The organism is Actinoalloteichus sp. AHMU CJ021, from assembly GCF_002895405.1.
GTDB lineage: Bacteria > Actinomycetota > Actinomycetes > Mycobacteriales > Pseudonocardiaceae > Actinoalloteichus_B > Actinoalloteichus_B caeruleus.
This window is the reverse complement of record NZ_CP025990.1, coordinates 4385907-4400048: the sequence shown is the minus strand read 5'-3', so window position 1 is coordinate 4400048 and position 14142 is coordinate 4385907. Positions and strand designations below refer to the sequence as shown.

Sequence of the window (14142 nt, the reverse complement as noted above, 5' to 3'; positions counted from 1 at the left end):
TCAGCGCAGGAGCAGCGTGCCCAGGCGCCTCGTCGCCACCCACAGGCCCACCGCGGCCATCACCAGGAAGTAGGCGACGTGCCCCAACAGCCCCCAGTGGACGGCGCCGGTGCTCAACGCCCGCATCAGCTCCACGCCGTGGTAGAGCGGCAGGCACTCGATGAGCACCCGCAGCCCGCCCGGGTAGACGTCGATCGGGTAGAAGGTCGTGGAGAACAGGAACATCGGCAGGATCGCCAGCTGGACGAAGTCGAAGTCCTGCGTGGAGCGGATGAACGTGGTGCACGCCATCCCCACCGCGGCGAAGGCCAGGGACACCAGCAGCGCCGCCGGCAGCGCGAGCAGCGCCCACGGCGAGGTCAGCAAGCCCATGCCGAACATCACCGCGAGGAACCCGGTCGCGTAGGCCCCACCCCTCAGTAGCGCCCAGCTGATCTCGGCGATGGCCACGTCCAACGGCCCCAACGGGGTGGCCAGCACCGCGTCGTAGAGCTTGGCGTGCCGCAGCTTGAAGAAGATGTTGAACGTCGCGTCGTAGACGGCCCCGTTCATCGCCGAGGCCGCGAGCAGGCCGGGGGCGATGAAGGCCGCGTAGTCGATCGGTTCCCCGCCGGGGCCGACCACCTGCCCGACGAGCGCGCCGAAACCGACGCCCAGCGACAACAGGTAGAACAGCGGCTCGAAGAAGCCGGAGAGCAGGGCCAGCCAGGCCCTGCGGTTGGCCACGAAGGCCCGTTCGAGCAGGGCGCTCGCCCGACCGGCGTAGAGCCCGGGCGGGAGGATGCGCAGCACCGTGCCCCGGGACGGGGGCGGCGGTGGCACCTCGCGGGTCGGCACGTCCGTCGTCATCGCGTCACACCACCAACCGCTTGTGGAAATGGCGGCAGGCCAGGACCGTGCCGACGCCGGCCAGGGCCAGCAGGTAGGAGAGGTGCAGGAGCGCGGGGAGCGCCTCCAGCGTGCCGAAGGCCAGGCCCCTGGCCAGTTCGGTGCCGTGCCACAGCGGCGTGATCCACGCCACCGGCTGGACCACCTCCGGGAGCTGGCTCACGGGGTAGAACGTGCCGGCGAAGAGCACCATCGGCATCACCACGAACCGGAACAGCGCGTTGAACCCGGCGCCCTCCCCCTGGACCGTGGCCGAGTAGGCCACCACCGGTGCGGCGAAGGCCATTCCCGTGAGCACGGCGGCGAGCAGCGAGACCAGCACCATCGGGTTGAGCAGCGCGCCGAGCAGCGCGGCGATCAGCAGGTAGACCAGGCCGGAGAACAGCAGGCGCAGCGCGATCCAGGTCAGCTCGCCGAGGGCGAGCCGGGCAGGGCTGATCGGGGTGGCCGCCACCGCCAGGTAGTTCCGCTGCCACTTGAACCCGGAGAGCACCGGGTAGGTGGACTCGCCGGCGGCGGTCTGGACGAGGCTGACGACGAGGACGGCGGGCGCGAGGTAGACGAGGTAGTCGTGGCCCTGGGTGAACTCCCCCGGTTCGACGAGGGACCCCATGCCGATGCCCATCGCGATCAGGTACAGGGCTGGCATCAGGACGCTGGAGATCACGGTCGCCCGCCAGTTCAGGCGGTACCAGACCCAGTGCCCCTCGAGGACCCGGCCGACCTCGGCGAACAGCGAACCGGACCGGCCGGTGGCGGCGGGTGCGGTGCGGGTGGTTGCTGCGTCGTTCGTCGTCACGTCAGTCCACCAGGCTCCGGCCGGTGAGCCGGAGGAAGACGTCCTCCAGGGTGCTGCGACGCACCAGGCCGCTCACCGGTCGCAGGCCCGCCTCGTGGGCTGCGGCGAGGGCGGCGTCCCCGTTGTCGGTGTAGAGCAACAGCCGGTCCGGCAGGACCTCCACCCGCTCGGCCAGCCGGGCGGCGACCTCGGTGTGGTCGGCGACCCGCCCGAAGGGGAACCGCAGCTCCAGCACCTCGCGGGTGGAGTAGCGGCGGATCAGCTCGGAGGGCGACCCCTCGGCCGCGATGCGTCCCCCGTCCATCACGACGAGCCGGTCGCACAGCTGTTCGGCCTCGTCCATGTAGTGGGTGGTGACGATGAGCGTGACGCCCTGCTGCTTGAGCCGGAACAGCCGGTCCCAGAGCACGTGCCTGGCCTGCGGGTCCAGGCCGGTGGTCGGCTCGTCCAGCAGCAGGACCTCCGGGTCGTTCACCAGGGCGCGGGCGATCGTCAAGCGCCGCTTCATGCCCCCGGACAGCGGCTCGACCTTCGCGTCGGCCCGGTCGGTGAGCTGCGCGAACTCCATCAGCTCACCGGCCCGTTCCCGCACGGCGGCACGGGACAACCCGAAGTAGCGCCCGTAGACCTGGAGGTTCTCCCGCACGGTCAGCTCGACGTCGAGGTTGTCCTGCTGCGGCACGACCCCCAACCTCGCCCTGATGCGGGGGCCGTCGGTGTCCGGGTCCATGCCGAGGACGCGCAGCTCACCGCCGCTCCGGGGGGACAGGCAGGACACCATGCGCATGGTGGACGACTTGCCCGCGCCGTTGGGGCCGAGGAAACCGAAGGACTCGCCCGGTGCGATGTCGACATCGACGCCCCGGACGGCCTCGAAGGAGCCGAACCGTTTGACGAGCCCCCTGGCATGGATCAGAGAACCAGCTGTTGCCACGAGGATCGACCCTAGGAGGTGGCACCGACGGAAAGCGAACGTTTTCCCCGAGGTGGCCAAGCCGGCACCGCCACTCCGCCACGTGGACGCCGGGATCGTGCCCCGGCGCCGTCCTGACGCGCGGACGTCGGCCGGCAGCGCCGGCGGCTTCCCTCAGATCCGACGGGTGAACCAGAGCTCGTCGCGGTAGGTCCCGTCGGGCAGGAGGACCGCGTCCGGCGCGCGCCCGCACTCGGTCCACCCGGCCGCCCGGTAGAAGTCGTCCAGCCCGGTGCCGTCGCGGGCGGAGAGGAACAGCCGTCGCAGCCCGTGGGCGGTCGCCTGGGCCACCACGGCGTCCAGCAGGACACGCCCCCACCCCTGCCGCTGGAGGTCGGGGTCGACCATCAGGTCGAGCACGAGGCCGCGGTGGGCGACGAGCGGGCCGCTGTCCGGGCGGAGGACGACCGCGCCGACCAGCACGCCAGCCCGGCCCAGGGTCAACAGTTGTTCCCGTCGGGCGCTCACGGCCTCCACGACCCGTTCGGCGGCGGTCCGCACCTCCGCCAACGGGGTCTCGGGAGTGAAGCCGACCGCTCCCCCGGCGGCGCCCACCCGCCCCCACAGGTCGGTCAACCCGTCCACCAGACCGGGGTGGACCTGGTTGACCAAGTGGGGGCCGGAGACGAAGGAGTCGTCAAGGTCGCGGTCGGTCATGTCACGTCCCTCTCAGAGGCTGGGGAACCAGAGCTTGATCTCCCGGGCGGCCGACTCCGGGGAGTCCGAGCCGTGCACCAGGTTCGACTCGACCTCGACGGCGAAGTCACCGCGCAGGCTGCCCGGAGTCGCCTTCTCCACGGGGTCGGTGCCGCCGGCGAGCTGCCGGAACGCGGCGATCGCCCTCGGCCCCTCCACGACGGCGGCGACGACCGGGCCGGAGGTGATGAAGTCGAGCAGCGAGGTGAAGAAGGGCTTGCCGTCGTGCTCGGCGTAGTGCTGCTCGGCGACCTCGCGGCTGACGGTGCGCAGCTCCAGGGCGGCCAACCGCAGCCCCTTGCGCTCGATGCGGGCGATGACCTCGCCGACCAGGCCACGCTCGACGCCGTCGGGCTTGACCAGAACCAGGGTGCGCTCGCTCACGACCACTCGCTTTCGTTGTTCACACCACCGGACGGGACGGGTGTCCACGTCCGGCCCGCGCGCGGCGGCACGGTGTTGTCCGGTTTGGGGGGAAGGCTAGTCAGGTGGCGTGATCCACGGTGACACGGGTGGGCGGCCCACCACCGAGGACATCCGTCGGCGAGTGACCAGTTCCCCCGCTCCCCGGTCGCCACGGGTCCCCCGATCACTGCGCGGTGTAACCCCCGTCCACCAGGTGGTAACTGCCGGTGATGAAGGAGGCCCGGTCCGACAGCAGGAAGACCACCAGTTCCGCGACCTCCCCTGGGGTGCCGAGCCGTTGGGCGGCGTGCGCCGAGACCAGCGCGGCGCGGGCCTCCGCCGGCATGGCCGCCTGCGACAGCAACGGGGTCTCGATGAAACCGGGCCCGACCGCGTTCACCCTGATCCCCTCCGCGCTGTGGGCCAGGGCGGCGCTCTTGGTCAGGCCGACCACGCCGTGCTTGGCGGCCACGTAGGCCGGGGAGCTGGCGAACCCCACCGACCCCAGGATCGAGGCCATGTTGACCACGGACCCGCCCCCACCGTCGTGCATGGCGGCGAGTTCGGCGCGCAGGCAGTAGAAGACGCCGTCGAGGTTCACCGCGAGGACCTGCCGCCAGGACTCGGTGGAGTACGAGGCGACGTCCCCGCTGTCACCGCCGATGCCCGCGTTGTTCACGGCGAGGTCCAGCCGCCCGTGGGTGGTGACGGCGTGCTGCACCATCGCCGCGGCCGAGGCGGGGTCGGCCACGTCGACGGCGATCCCGCTGGCCTGCCCACCGCTGCCGTTGATCTCCTCGGCCACCTCCAGGGCGGCCTCCGCGCGCAGGTCGGCGACGACGACGGTCGCCCCGGACGCGGCCATCCGCAGGGCCACCTCCCGCCCGATCCCGGAGGCCCCGCCGGTGACCAGACCGACCTTGTCCTTGAGTTCGTCCCGCATCGCACCGCCCCGTTCCCGCCCGGCCGGCGGGGAACGCGACGACCGCGCATCCCGCCCTCCCGACCGAGCACCGATGTTCCACCGTTCGGACGCACATTTTCGTCCTCCCGGCGGAACGGCGCTCGGTGGGGTCCACGCGGACCCGCTAGCCGGCGCCTCGGCTGAGCCGCCGCGCGAACCCGGTGGACCCGAAGGTCGCCGCGTGGGCGGCGACCGCGACGCCGAGCAGGGCGAGCGCCGCGACCGGGTGGCTCGTCGGGTCCTCGGGGGCCGTCACGGGCAGCCACCCGACCGCCGCCGGGGCGGCGTTGGTCAGCAGCACCACCAGCAGGAACGACCCGACCGTCACCGCGGCGCCCACCGCCGGGCCGACCAGCGCCGCCAGCAGGAACGCGAGCGCGGTGAACAGCAGCACCTTCGACCACAGCGTGAGCGCGTGGTACCGCTCGGGCACCTGGGCCACGCCGAGCAGGAAGGCCGGCAGCGGCGCCAGGCACCCCAGCGCCGCCACCACACCCGCGACGGCCCGGCTGCGCGCCCCGCCCAGGCGCTCCCACTCCCAGAACCCGGGAGCGAGCAGACCGGCGAACACGGCCCCGGTCACGACCCCGGCCAACTCCGGGTAGGGCAGGGTCCGCCGGGGGTTGGCGCTGAAGGGTTCGACGTGCACGGCCACCCGCCAGAAGAGCAGCGCGCCGAGCAGGGACACCGTGAACGCCAGCAGGCACCGGCCGGGGCGGCGGGCGAGGACCACGAGGCGCAGCGCCGTCACGGCAGGTCCTCCTGGCCCAGCTCGCAGCTGGCCACCGTGTGCTGGTGCTCGGCCAGCCACCGCACCAGCTCCGCGTCGGAGAGCTCGCTGAACGGGCCATCCACCCTGGCGTACTCCTCGTGAAACAGCGCGGCCACCCGCCACCGGAGGTCGTCGGCGAGTGCCACGGCCTCCGGCCAGTCCTCCTCGGGTCCGGGATCCCCGTAGCGCTGCCGGCAGGCGTCATCCCCGGCGATGCTGGCCGCCATCGTGGAAGCCACTGCCGGCTCGAGGGGGAGGACCGGATCAAGCTGGACCCACACCACCCCGGGGTCCTCCCCACGGCCGGCGAGGGCCAGGTCCCAGACCCGCCGGGGAGCGGGAACCGAGTCCCCGAGGCGCGCGAGCGCCGTCTCGCCGACCGCCCCGAGGACGTCCAGCTCGGAGGCGTGGCCCTCGTGCACGCAGTACTCGGTGCCCCCGCGCTCCGCGCACACCCGGGGGCGTTCGGCGTCGTGGACCAGCGGGGCCGGCGTGCGGACGAAGGGCACGACGGCGAGCAGGCCGGGCAGCGCGAGGCAGCCCAGCACCGCCACCAGCGCGCGCGGCGCGGTCCGCCGCGTCGCGCGGAGCAGCACCGCGCTGGTCACCGCGCAGGCCGCCAGCAGGGCGAGGAGGAAGATCACCCGGTAGCCGGTGACGGCGGGGTTCTCCGACCTGCCCAGCGAGATCCACACCCGGACGAGCGGCAGCAGCGCGGTCCACCCGTCGGCGACCGCGGACTGGGAGTACAGCAGGTAGACCCCCAGGCCGGGGACCGGCGAGAGCAGCGCCACCGGGACCACCACGCCGAAGAGGTAGCCCAGGGCGGAGGCCGCCGCGATCCCCAGCGGTCCGCCGAGGATGGCCAGCACGTCGGGACCGCCGTACTGGGCCCGGGTGGCGGTGAGCACGAGGGCGGGCGCGATGCCCACCACGTACCCGAGGAGGAACCACCCGTTGAGGACGGCGAGGTGCCGGCGCACGACCGGCCAACCGGTACGGGGGTGGTGCGCACCGCCGAACAGCATCCTGGTCGGGGTGAGGCGCGTGGCCGCCCAGCAGCTCACCACGGCCGCCAGCACGGCCGCCCACAGCACCTGCTCGTGGGCCTCGAAGGACGTGACCACCCACTCCTGGAACCGCTGGTCCCACAACCAGCGGGTCGACAGGACGAGCGAGGCCGCGACCAGCGCGGCGGAGGACACCAGCACGACCGGCGGAAGCGGCCACCACAGGGCCGCCAGCCGGTTCACTCCCCCGCTCCCCAGCGCCGGACCAGCCGCTCGTAGCCGCGTTCGAAGGCGGAGCCGAGCGCGCGGCCGTCCTCGGGGGCCTCGTCCTCGAACAGCCCGGTCAGCTCCTCGACGGTGCCGTCGAAGACGATGCGGCCGGCCACCAGCACGCCAACCCGCCGGCACAGGTAGGCGATGTCCTCCACGAGGTGCGTGGCCAGCAGCACCGTCCGGTCCTGACCGAGATCGGCGATCACCTCCCGCACCCGCAGCCGTTGCGCCGGGTCCAGACCCACGGTGGGTTCGTCCAGGACCAGGACACGCGGCTCGTGGGCGAGGGCGGCGGCGATGCCCAGCCGTTGACGCTGGCCCCCGGACAGGGCGCGGACCCGCTCGCCGGCCCGGCCGGCGAGGTCGACGAGCCCCAGTGCCCGGCGGGCCGCGTCCTCGCACTCCCGGCGCGGGACGCCGTTCACCCACGCCGCGTAGGCGGCGGTCTGGAGGACGGACATCCCGGGGACGAGGGAGAAGGACTGCGGGACGTACCCCAGCGACGGGCTGGCACCGCCGTTCGGTCCCGACGTGCCCGCGTCCCCGACGGTGATCCCACCTCGGCCGGGCAGCGCGCCGACGGCCAGGGAGATCAGCGTCGTCTTGCCCGACCCGTTCGGCCCGAGGAGCCCGCTGATCCCCCGCCCCAACTCCCAGTCAACGCCCCGGAGGACCCTTTTCCTCCCGTAGGAGAAGTGGACGTCGGAAAACCTCATCGCGGCCCGTCCAATCGCGGTTCTTCCCTCCGGGTCACGGCGAAACGAAACCGCCGAGATCCTAACCCACCGACAGTTGTCGTTGATCCGGATTCCCACCCAGGAAAAGGACCGACCTCGCCTGGGCGCACCAGCCGACGTCGAATTGCCCACGGCCGGGTCACGCCCCGGTGGTTCGGCCGTCCCTCAGCCGACCCAGGCCGCGTCCTCGACGGGGCCACGCTGTCCCGAGGACCACGCCGTTCCGTCGCCGCCGCCAGCAAGCCGCCCGCAGCACCTCTTCCCGTTCCCGCAGCGAGGAGGCGGTTCGCGGGCCAGGTACGCACCGACACCGCGCGCCAGGCCTCGCCGGTCCGGGACCGGTGCTCCACCCTGGAGGCCCGAGCTCAGGCACGTCGATGGGCGGCTGGTTCGCCACGACGGGGGTGCGCTGGCGCGGCGGCGCGGTTCATGGCCAGGAATTCCCCAACCCGGACGCCGAAGGGCGACGCGAGTGGGGAAGCGTTCGGACCACGGAACCCGCGAACCGACCACCGGCACCCATCAGAATCCGATTCCCTACTCCGAACGCGGGAACCGGTGCCGCCATTCTCCGAGTGGATCCGCGAATTCGGTCGTGAAAGCACCCCGGGGGTCGGACCCCGCGCACTGCCGCGCCCGACGCACACCGTGCCACCGGACCGACGGCTGTCGGGCGGGGTCGGGTGGCACGGGAACCGGCCAGGCGGCCGGGGCTTCAGTCGGTGTGCTCGCCCACCGGCCGCTGACCGGGGAGCCGGCCCTCCTTCATCCGCAGCTGGACGTCCCACCGCATCCACAGCAGACCGACCCAGACCAGTCCGAAGACGAGCCCGAGCGCCCCCAGTGCCGGGGTGATGAACGCGCAGCAGATCATGGCGGCCTGGAGGGCGATGGCCACGGGCAGCCCCCAGCTCCGGCCCTGCACGCCGGCGGCGAGGACCATCGCGACCGCGAGGCCACCCACCAGCCAGCCGCCGACGCTGCCGACCCCGGAGCCGAGGTTGTCGACCACGAGCACGGCGAGACCGACGACGATCGCCTCCAGCACCAGGGTGCCGGCCAGGACGCCCCGGAAGCTCCTGAAGGGGTCCTTGGCCGGGGGTGTGAAGGCCACCGGCCCGTCACCCGGGGTGGCCGGGGACGACGCCGCCGGGTCGGTCCGCGTCTCGTCGGCCGTGGGCTGGTCGGTCATGTCGGTTCCTTCCCCAACAGCGCGCGAGCCTCACCGGCGGTCACCACGGAGCCCGTCACCAGCACGCCACCGCCCGCGACCGGCTCGTCCGGCTCGGAGACCTCCTCGGCGAGGCCGATCGCGGTCTCCACCGCCACGTCCAACGCCGGCTGGACGGTGACGGCCTCCGACCCGAAGATCTCCTCGGCCTGGGCCGCGAGCCGTTCCGCGCTCATCGCCCTCGGTGAACTCGTCTGGGTGATCACCACGTGTTCGAGCACCGGTTCCAGCGCCTGGAGGATGCCGGTGGCGTCCTTGTCGTCCATCACACCCACCACGCCGACCAGCCGGCGGAACGCGAACTCCGCCGTGACGGCCTCGGCGAGCGCCCCCGCGCCGTGCGGGTTGTGCGCCGCGTCCACCAGGACGGTCGGTGCGGAGCGGACCGGCTCCAACCGGCCCGGGGAGCTGACGGCGGCGAAACCCTCCCGGACCGCCTCGACGTCCAGCTGCCGCTCCGGCCCGGCCCCGAAGAACGCCTCGGCGATCGCGAGGGCCATCGCCGCGTTCCGCGCCTGGTGCGCCCCGTGCAGGGGCAGGAAGATCTCCTCGTACACGCCACCGAGGCCCTGCAACCGCAGCATCTGACCACCCACGCCGTGGGTGCGTTCGAGGACGCCGAACTCCGAGTCCTCCCTGGCCACCGCCGCGTCCACCTCGACGGCGCGTTCCAACAGGACTCGGGTGACCTCGGGTTCCTGCTTGGCCAGCACCGCGACCGAACCGGGTTTGATGATGCCGGCCTTCTCCCTGGCGATGCCGAGGAGGTCGGTGCCGAGGTACTCGGTGTGGTCGAGCGCGATCGGGGTGATAGCGGCCACCGTGCCGTCGGCGACGTTGGTGGCGTCCCAGCTGCCCCCGAGGCCGACCTCGACGACGGCCGCGTCCACGGGCGCGTCGGCGAAGGCCGCGAACGCCATGCCGGTGAGCACCTCGAACTTGCTCATCCGGATCTCGCTCCGCCCGTCGACCATCGTCACGTAGGGCTCGATGTCGCGGTAGGTGTCGACGTACTGCTCCGGGGAGATCGGCGCCCCGTCCAGGCTGATCCGCTCGGTGGCCAGTTGCAGGTGGGGGCTGGTGTAGCGGCCGGTCCGCAGCCCCACCCGGGTCAGCAGGGCGTCGAGCATCCTCGCGGTGGAGGTCTTGCCGTTCGTGCCGGCGATGTGCAGCACCGGGTACGAGCGCTGCGGCTCGCCCAGCAGGTCCAGCAGCACCCGGATGCGGTCCAGCGACGGCTCGATCTTCGTCTCCGGCCACCGGGTGTTGAGCTCGTCCTCGACGGCGCGCAACGCCACCAGGGCATCGGAGTCGGGCTTGGGCACGGACCCTCCTGACGTGCGGTTACCGGTCCGGGTCCGAGTCTAGTTCCGACGGACGGCCGGTCATGCGGCGGTGCGCCCCGGTGTGACCCACCACGGTCACACCGGGGTCGTCGCCCGTTCCTGGTGTCCTCCTCGGCCCGAAGGGCCGGCGCTCAGCCGGGCAGCCCGGCCAGCCGCTCGCGGAGCCGCCGGATGTCGACCTCGGCGGTCTCCCGCCGCGCCTCGATCTTGGCCCGCACCTCCGGTGGGGCCTTCTCGGTGAACGCGGGGTTCCCCAACTTCTTCTCGCAGCCGGCGAGTTCCTTCTCCGCCGCCGCGAGGTCCTTGGTCAACCGCTTGCGCTCGGCCTCGACGTCCACCGCGCCCGAGGTGTCGATCTCCACGGTCATCTCGCCCGAGGCGAGCCCGACCTCCAGGGAGACCGTCGGGGCGAAGCCGTCGCCGGGCTCGTCGAGCCGGGTCAGGGCGCGCGCGGCGACCAGCTGGTCGGCGAGCCGGTCGACAGCGGTGCCGGTGAGCCGGGCGTCAACCCGCTGGCCGGGCTTGAGCCCCTGGTCGGAGCGGAAGCGGCGCACCTCCGTGACGAGTTTCCGCAGGTCGTCGATGCGCCGCTCGGCCTCGACGTCGGGAGTCGCCCCGGAGGGGACCGGCCAGGCCGCGCGGTCGAGGGCCTGCCCGCCGGTCAGCTCCCGCCACACCACCTCGGTGATGAACGGCATCACCGGGTGCAGCAGCCGCAGCGTCGCGTCCAGGGTGTGCCCGAGCACCGCGCGGGTGGCGGTGGCCCTGGCCTCGTCACCGTTGAGCTGGGTCTTGGCCAGCTCCAGGTACCAGTCGCAGAACTCGTCCCACACGAAGTGGTACAGCGTGTCGCAGGCCTTGCCGAACTCGAAGCGTTCGAACAGCTCGTCGACGCCGGCGACCACGGTGTCGAGCCGGTCGAGGATCCACCGGTCGGCGTCGGTCAGCTCCGCGCGGTCGGGCAGCGGGGTACTGGTGTTCGCCCCGTTCATCAGGGCGAACCGACTGGCGTTCCACAACTTGGTGCCGAAGTTCCGCGCTCCCGCCGCCCACTCCTCGGCGACCGCCTCGTCCGCGCCCGGGTTGGCGCCCCTGGCCAGGGTGAAGCGCAGGGCGTCCGCGCCGTAGCGGTCGAGCCACTCCAGCGGGTCGATGCTGTTGCCCTTGGACTTCGACATCTTCTTGCCGGTGCTGTCCCGAACCAGGCCGTGCAGGAACACGTCGTTGAAGGGCTGCGCGCCGTCCATCGCGTAGAGCCCGAACATCATCATCCGGGCGACCCAGAAGAACAGGATGTCGTAGCCGGTGACCAGGACGCTGGTCGGGTAGAAGCGCTCCAGGTCGGGGGTCTTCTCCGGCCAGCCCAGCGTGGAGAACGGCCAGAGCGCCGAGGAGAACCACGTGTCCAGCACGTCGGTCTCCTGGTGCCAGCCCTCACCGGTGGGCGGTTCCTCGCCGGGGCCGACGCACCGCATCTCCCCGTCGGGCCCGTACCAGACGGGGATGCGGTGCCCCCACCACAGCTGGCGGGAGATGCACCAGTCGTGGAGGTTGTCGACCCAGGAGAAGTAGCGCTTGGCCATCTCGGGCGGGTGAATGCGGGTCCGGCCGTCCCGGACGGCGTCACCGGCCGCCTTGGCCAGCGGACCGACGTTGACGAACCACTGCTTGGACAGCCGGGGTTCGACGACCGTGCCGCACCGCTCGCAGTGCCCCACGGCATGCAGGTAGGGGCGCTTCTCCGCCACGATCCGGCCCTCCGCGCGGAGGGCGGCGACGATGGCCGGCCGCGCCTCGAACCGGTCCAGCCCCTCGAAGGGACCAGCGGCGGTGATGACGCCCCGTTCGTCGAGCACGGTGAGGTTCGGCAGGCCGTGCCGCTGGCCGATCTCGAAGTCGTTGGGGTCGTGGGACGGCGTGACCTTGACGGCGCCGGTCCCGAACTCCGGGTCGACGTGCTCGTCGGCCACGATCGGGATCCGCCGGCCGGTGAGCGGCAGCTCGACCTCGGTCCCCACCAGGTGCCGGTAGCGCTCGTCCTCCGGGTGCACCGCCACGGCCGTGTCGCCGAGCATCGTCTCGGCACGGGTGGTCGCGACCACGATCGACGAGTCACCCTCGCCGTAGCGGATCGAGACGAGCTCGCCCTCGTCCTCGCTGTGCTCGACCTCGATGTCCGACAGCGCCGTCTGGCACCGGGGGCACCAGTTGATGATGCGTTCCGCCCGGTAGATCAGGTCGTCGTCGTACAACCGCTTGAAGATCGTCTGCACGGCGCGCGACAGACCCTCGTCCATCGTGAAGCGCTCACGGCTCCAGTCGACGCCGTCGCCGAGCCGCCGCATCTGCTGGCTGATCTGACCGCCGGACTGGGCCTTCCACTGCCAGACCCGGCGGACGAACTCCTCACGCCCGAGATCGTGGCGCGACTTCCCCTCGCTGGCGAGCTCCCGCTCGACGACGGTCTGGGTCGCGATCCCTGCGTGGTCCATGCCCGGCAACCACAGCGCCTCGTAACCCTGCATCCGGCGGCGCCGGGTGAGGGTGTCCATCAGGGTGTGGTCCAGCGCGTGCCCCATGTGCAGCACCCCGGTGACGTTGGGCGGCGGGATCACGATGGAGAACGGCGGCCGGTCGCTGCTGGCGTCGGCGGTGAAGTCACCGCGCTCGACCCATTCCTGGTACAGCGCGGCCTCTACCGCTACCGGCTCCCACTTGGGCGCGAGGCCGACGGGAAACTGGGCAGGGCCGGGCGATGAATGGGTCTCGGTCACGGGGAAAGTCTACGAACGGCGGGCAACCCGGTTCACGGGGCCGTCGCTGGGCCGCTCGGGTGACGACGGGTGCTGGTGACGTCACCCATCCAGCGAAGATCGCTCTCCCGAACGACCCCCGCCGACGGGGTCGATTCGAGATCATCGGTGACAAACGCTAGTTTTCGGCACGACAACTGGAGAAGACGAGGGGCTCCGTGCAAGACCACCCTTTCGAGCGAGACGCGGCGACCAGCGAAGCGGCTGGGAGCGCCCCCGTCCCACCGCCACCCCTCCCCGCCGGTCGCGGGGACGGGTTCCAGGAAGAGCCTGCCGGACGGGGCGCGCACGACGACGCGCGAACCTCCCACCCATTACCCCAGCCTTCCGCCGCCGCGCCAGGCACCCACCAGGGCTGGTCCGCTTCCGGGCCTCCGCACGCCGGATGGGGCCCGGCCGCGCCCCCACCGAGTGCTCCCACCGGTTTCGCGTTCGGACCCTCCGGCACCCCGGCCGCGTGGCCACCGCCGGCGGCGTCCCGGCGGGCCGGTGTCCTGGTGCCGTGGGTGCTGGCCGGGACCGTGGTCGCGGTCGTCCTCTCCCTCGTCGTCTTCCTCCTGATCCGAGACGAACGGGTGAACCAGGCTCGGGCGGCCGATCCCTTCGCCGGGACCTCCGCCGAGCACTGGCGGACGGGAACCGAGGGCATCAGCGTTCCCACGCCCACGGCCTTCGCCGGTTACACCGTGGAGGAGGTGCGCGAGGCGACCTCGGCGGCCCTGTCCGCGGTGCGGGCCTCCCGGCTCTCCGACGCCGCGCTCCTCCGGCACGACCCGGACGAACTGCTGGGCCTGCTCGCCCCCTACTCACGGGACGCGGTCAGCTCGGAGATCGACGCCTATGGGCCCAGCGGCTACATCACCATGCTGGCCTCGGGCCGGACGCTGGCCGCCGAGCCCCGGATGAACGGTTCACTCGAGGTGTCCCTGCACCCGGACAGCTCGCTGCTGGTCGAGTTGAACTACACGACCGCCTACCCCTTCGACCCGGAGGGGTCGACCTCTTCGGACGGCGTCGTCTACGAACGGTGGGTCGAGGCCTACTCGTACGCGATCGGCGACGGGTGGGAGACCGGCGCGCGCGGTCTGTGGGTGGAGTTCGGCGGGGAGGTGGGGCACCGGGCCGTCGACTGCGACGTCGCCACCGGGGTCATCGGCCCAGGTTCCGACGAGGGGTCCTGCGTGGCGGAGGTCCTCGAACCCGCCTGACCCGATCCGTTCCGGCGGCTCAGCGCT

Annotated in this window: 13 protein-coding genes; 1 reads left to right on the top strand and 12 read right to left on the bottom strand. The window is 72.4% G+C overall.

Features of this window, described 5'->3' with window-relative positions; all coding sequences use genetic code 11:
* From C1701_RS18605 to C1701_RS18550, 12 genes are all read right to left on the bottom strand, one after another.
* Positions 1 to 849 (bottom strand): ABC transporter permease, encoded by an 849-nt coding sequence (locus C1701_RS18605; RefSeq protein WP_026418493.1) that lies wholly within the window; start codon positions 847 to 849, stop codon positions 1 to 3.
* A 4-nt stretch (positions 850 to 853) separates the two neighbouring features.
* Positions 854 to 1687: an ABC transporter permease gene (locus tag C1701_RS18600; RefSeq protein ID WP_026418494.1), complete on the bottom strand. Its 834-nt coding sequence runs from the start codon at positions 1685 to 1687 to the stop codon at positions 854 to 856.
* Position 1688: 1 nt separating this feature from the next.
* Positions 1689 to 2621, bottom strand: coding sequence for an ABC transporter ATP-binding protein (locus C1701_RS18595; RefSeq protein WP_026418495.1), 933 nt, complete (start codon positions 2619 to 2621; stop codon positions 1689 to 1691).
* 153 nt (positions 2622 to 2774) lie between these two features.
* Positions 2775 to 3317, bottom strand: a complete 543-nt coding sequence (locus C1701_RS18590; RefSeq protein WP_026418496.1) for a GNAT family N-acetyltransferase — start codon at positions 3315 to 3317, stop codon at positions 2775 to 2777.
* A 12-nt stretch (positions 3318 to 3329) separates the two neighbouring features.
* On the bottom strand, positions 3330 to 3740 hold the full coding sequence (gene ndk / locus C1701_RS18585; RefSeq protein ID WP_026418497.1) for a nucleoside-diphosphate kinase: 411 nt from the start codon (positions 3738 to 3740) through the stop codon (positions 3330 to 3332).
* 205 nt (positions 3741 to 3945) lie between these two features.
* Positions 3946 to 4704 carry an SDR family NAD(P)-dependent oxidoreductase gene (locus C1701_RS18580; protein WP_016700377.1) on the bottom strand — a complete coding sequence of 253 codons (759 nt, stop codon included), beginning with the start codon at positions 4702 to 4704 and terminating at the stop codon, positions 3946 to 3948.
* A gap of 145 nt (positions 4705 to 4849) precedes the next feature.
* Positions 4850 to 5476, bottom strand: coding sequence for a hypothetical protein (locus tag C1701_RS18575; protein WP_103056346.1), 627 nt, complete (start codon positions 5474 to 5476; stop codon positions 4850 to 4852).
* Positions 5473 to 6750, bottom strand: coding sequence for a hypothetical protein (locus tag C1701_RS18570; protein WP_051313859.1), 1278 nt, complete (start codon positions 6748 to 6750; stop codon positions 5473 to 5475). The genes C1701_RS18575 and C1701_RS18570 overlap by 4 nt, the downstream gene beginning before the upstream one ends.
* Positions 6747 to 7496 (bottom strand): ABC transporter ATP-binding protein, encoded by a 750-nt coding sequence (locus C1701_RS18565; RefSeq protein WP_026418499.1) that lies wholly within the window; start codon positions 7494 to 7496, stop codon positions 6747 to 6749. Before C1701_RS18565 ends, C1701_RS18570 begins: the two co-directional genes overlap by 4 nt.
* Before the next feature lie 736 nt (positions 7497 to 8232).
* Entirely contained in the window at positions 8233 to 8709 is a 477-nt protein-coding gene (locus C1701_RS18560; RefSeq protein ID WP_026418500.1) for a DUF4233 domain-containing protein, read from the bottom strand.
* The gene (gene folC / locus C1701_RS18555) at positions 8706 to 10073 is read right to left on the bottom strand and encodes a bifunctional tetrahydrofolate synthase/dihydrofolate synthase (protein ID WP_026418501.1); all 1368 of its coding nucleotides are present in this window, start codon (positions 10071 to 10073) and stop codon (positions 8706 to 8708) included. The genes C1701_RS18560 and folC overlap by 4 nt, the downstream gene beginning before the upstream one ends.
* A gap of 152 nt (positions 10074 to 10225) precedes the next feature.
* The gene (locus tag C1701_RS18550; RefSeq protein ID WP_026418502.1) at positions 10226 to 12868 is read right to left on the bottom strand and encodes a valine--tRNA ligase; all 2643 of its coding nucleotides are present in this window, start codon (positions 12866 to 12868) and stop codon (positions 10226 to 10228) included.
* A gap of 545 nt (positions 12869 to 13413) precedes the next feature.
* Here C1701_RS18550 and C1701_RS18545 point away from each other — a divergent pair.
* A complete protein-coding gene (locus C1701_RS18545; protein ID WP_155886094.1) occupies positions 13414 to 14115 on the top strand; it encodes a hypothetical protein in 702 nt (233 codons plus the stop codon).
* The last annotated feature ends 27 nt before the right edge of the window (positions 14116 to 14142 follow it).

What these genes read in the sequence shown, in the direction of transcription:
- C1701_RS18605 (WP_026418493.1), bottom strand. Translation starts at nt 849, where the DNA reads ATGACGACGGACGTGCCGACCCGCGAGGTGCCACCGCCGCCCCCGTCC.
- C1701_RS18590 (WP_026418496.1), bottom strand. Translation starts at nt 3,317, where the DNA reads ATGACCGACCGCGACCTTGACGACTCCTTCGTCTCCGGCCCCCACTTG.
- C1701_RS18580 (WP_016700377.1), bottom strand. Translation starts at nt 4,704, where the DNA reads ATGCGGGACGAACTCAAGGACAAGGTCGGTCTGGTCACCGGCGGGGCC.
- C1701_RS18565 (WP_026418499.1), bottom strand. Translation starts at nt 7,496, where the DNA reads ATGAGGTTTTCCGACGTCCACTTCTCCTACGGGAGGAAAAGGGTCCTC.
- C1701_RS18560 (WP_026418500.1), bottom strand. Translation starts at nt 8,709, where the DNA reads ATGACCGACCAGCCCACGGCCGACGAGACGCGGACCGACCCGGCGGCG.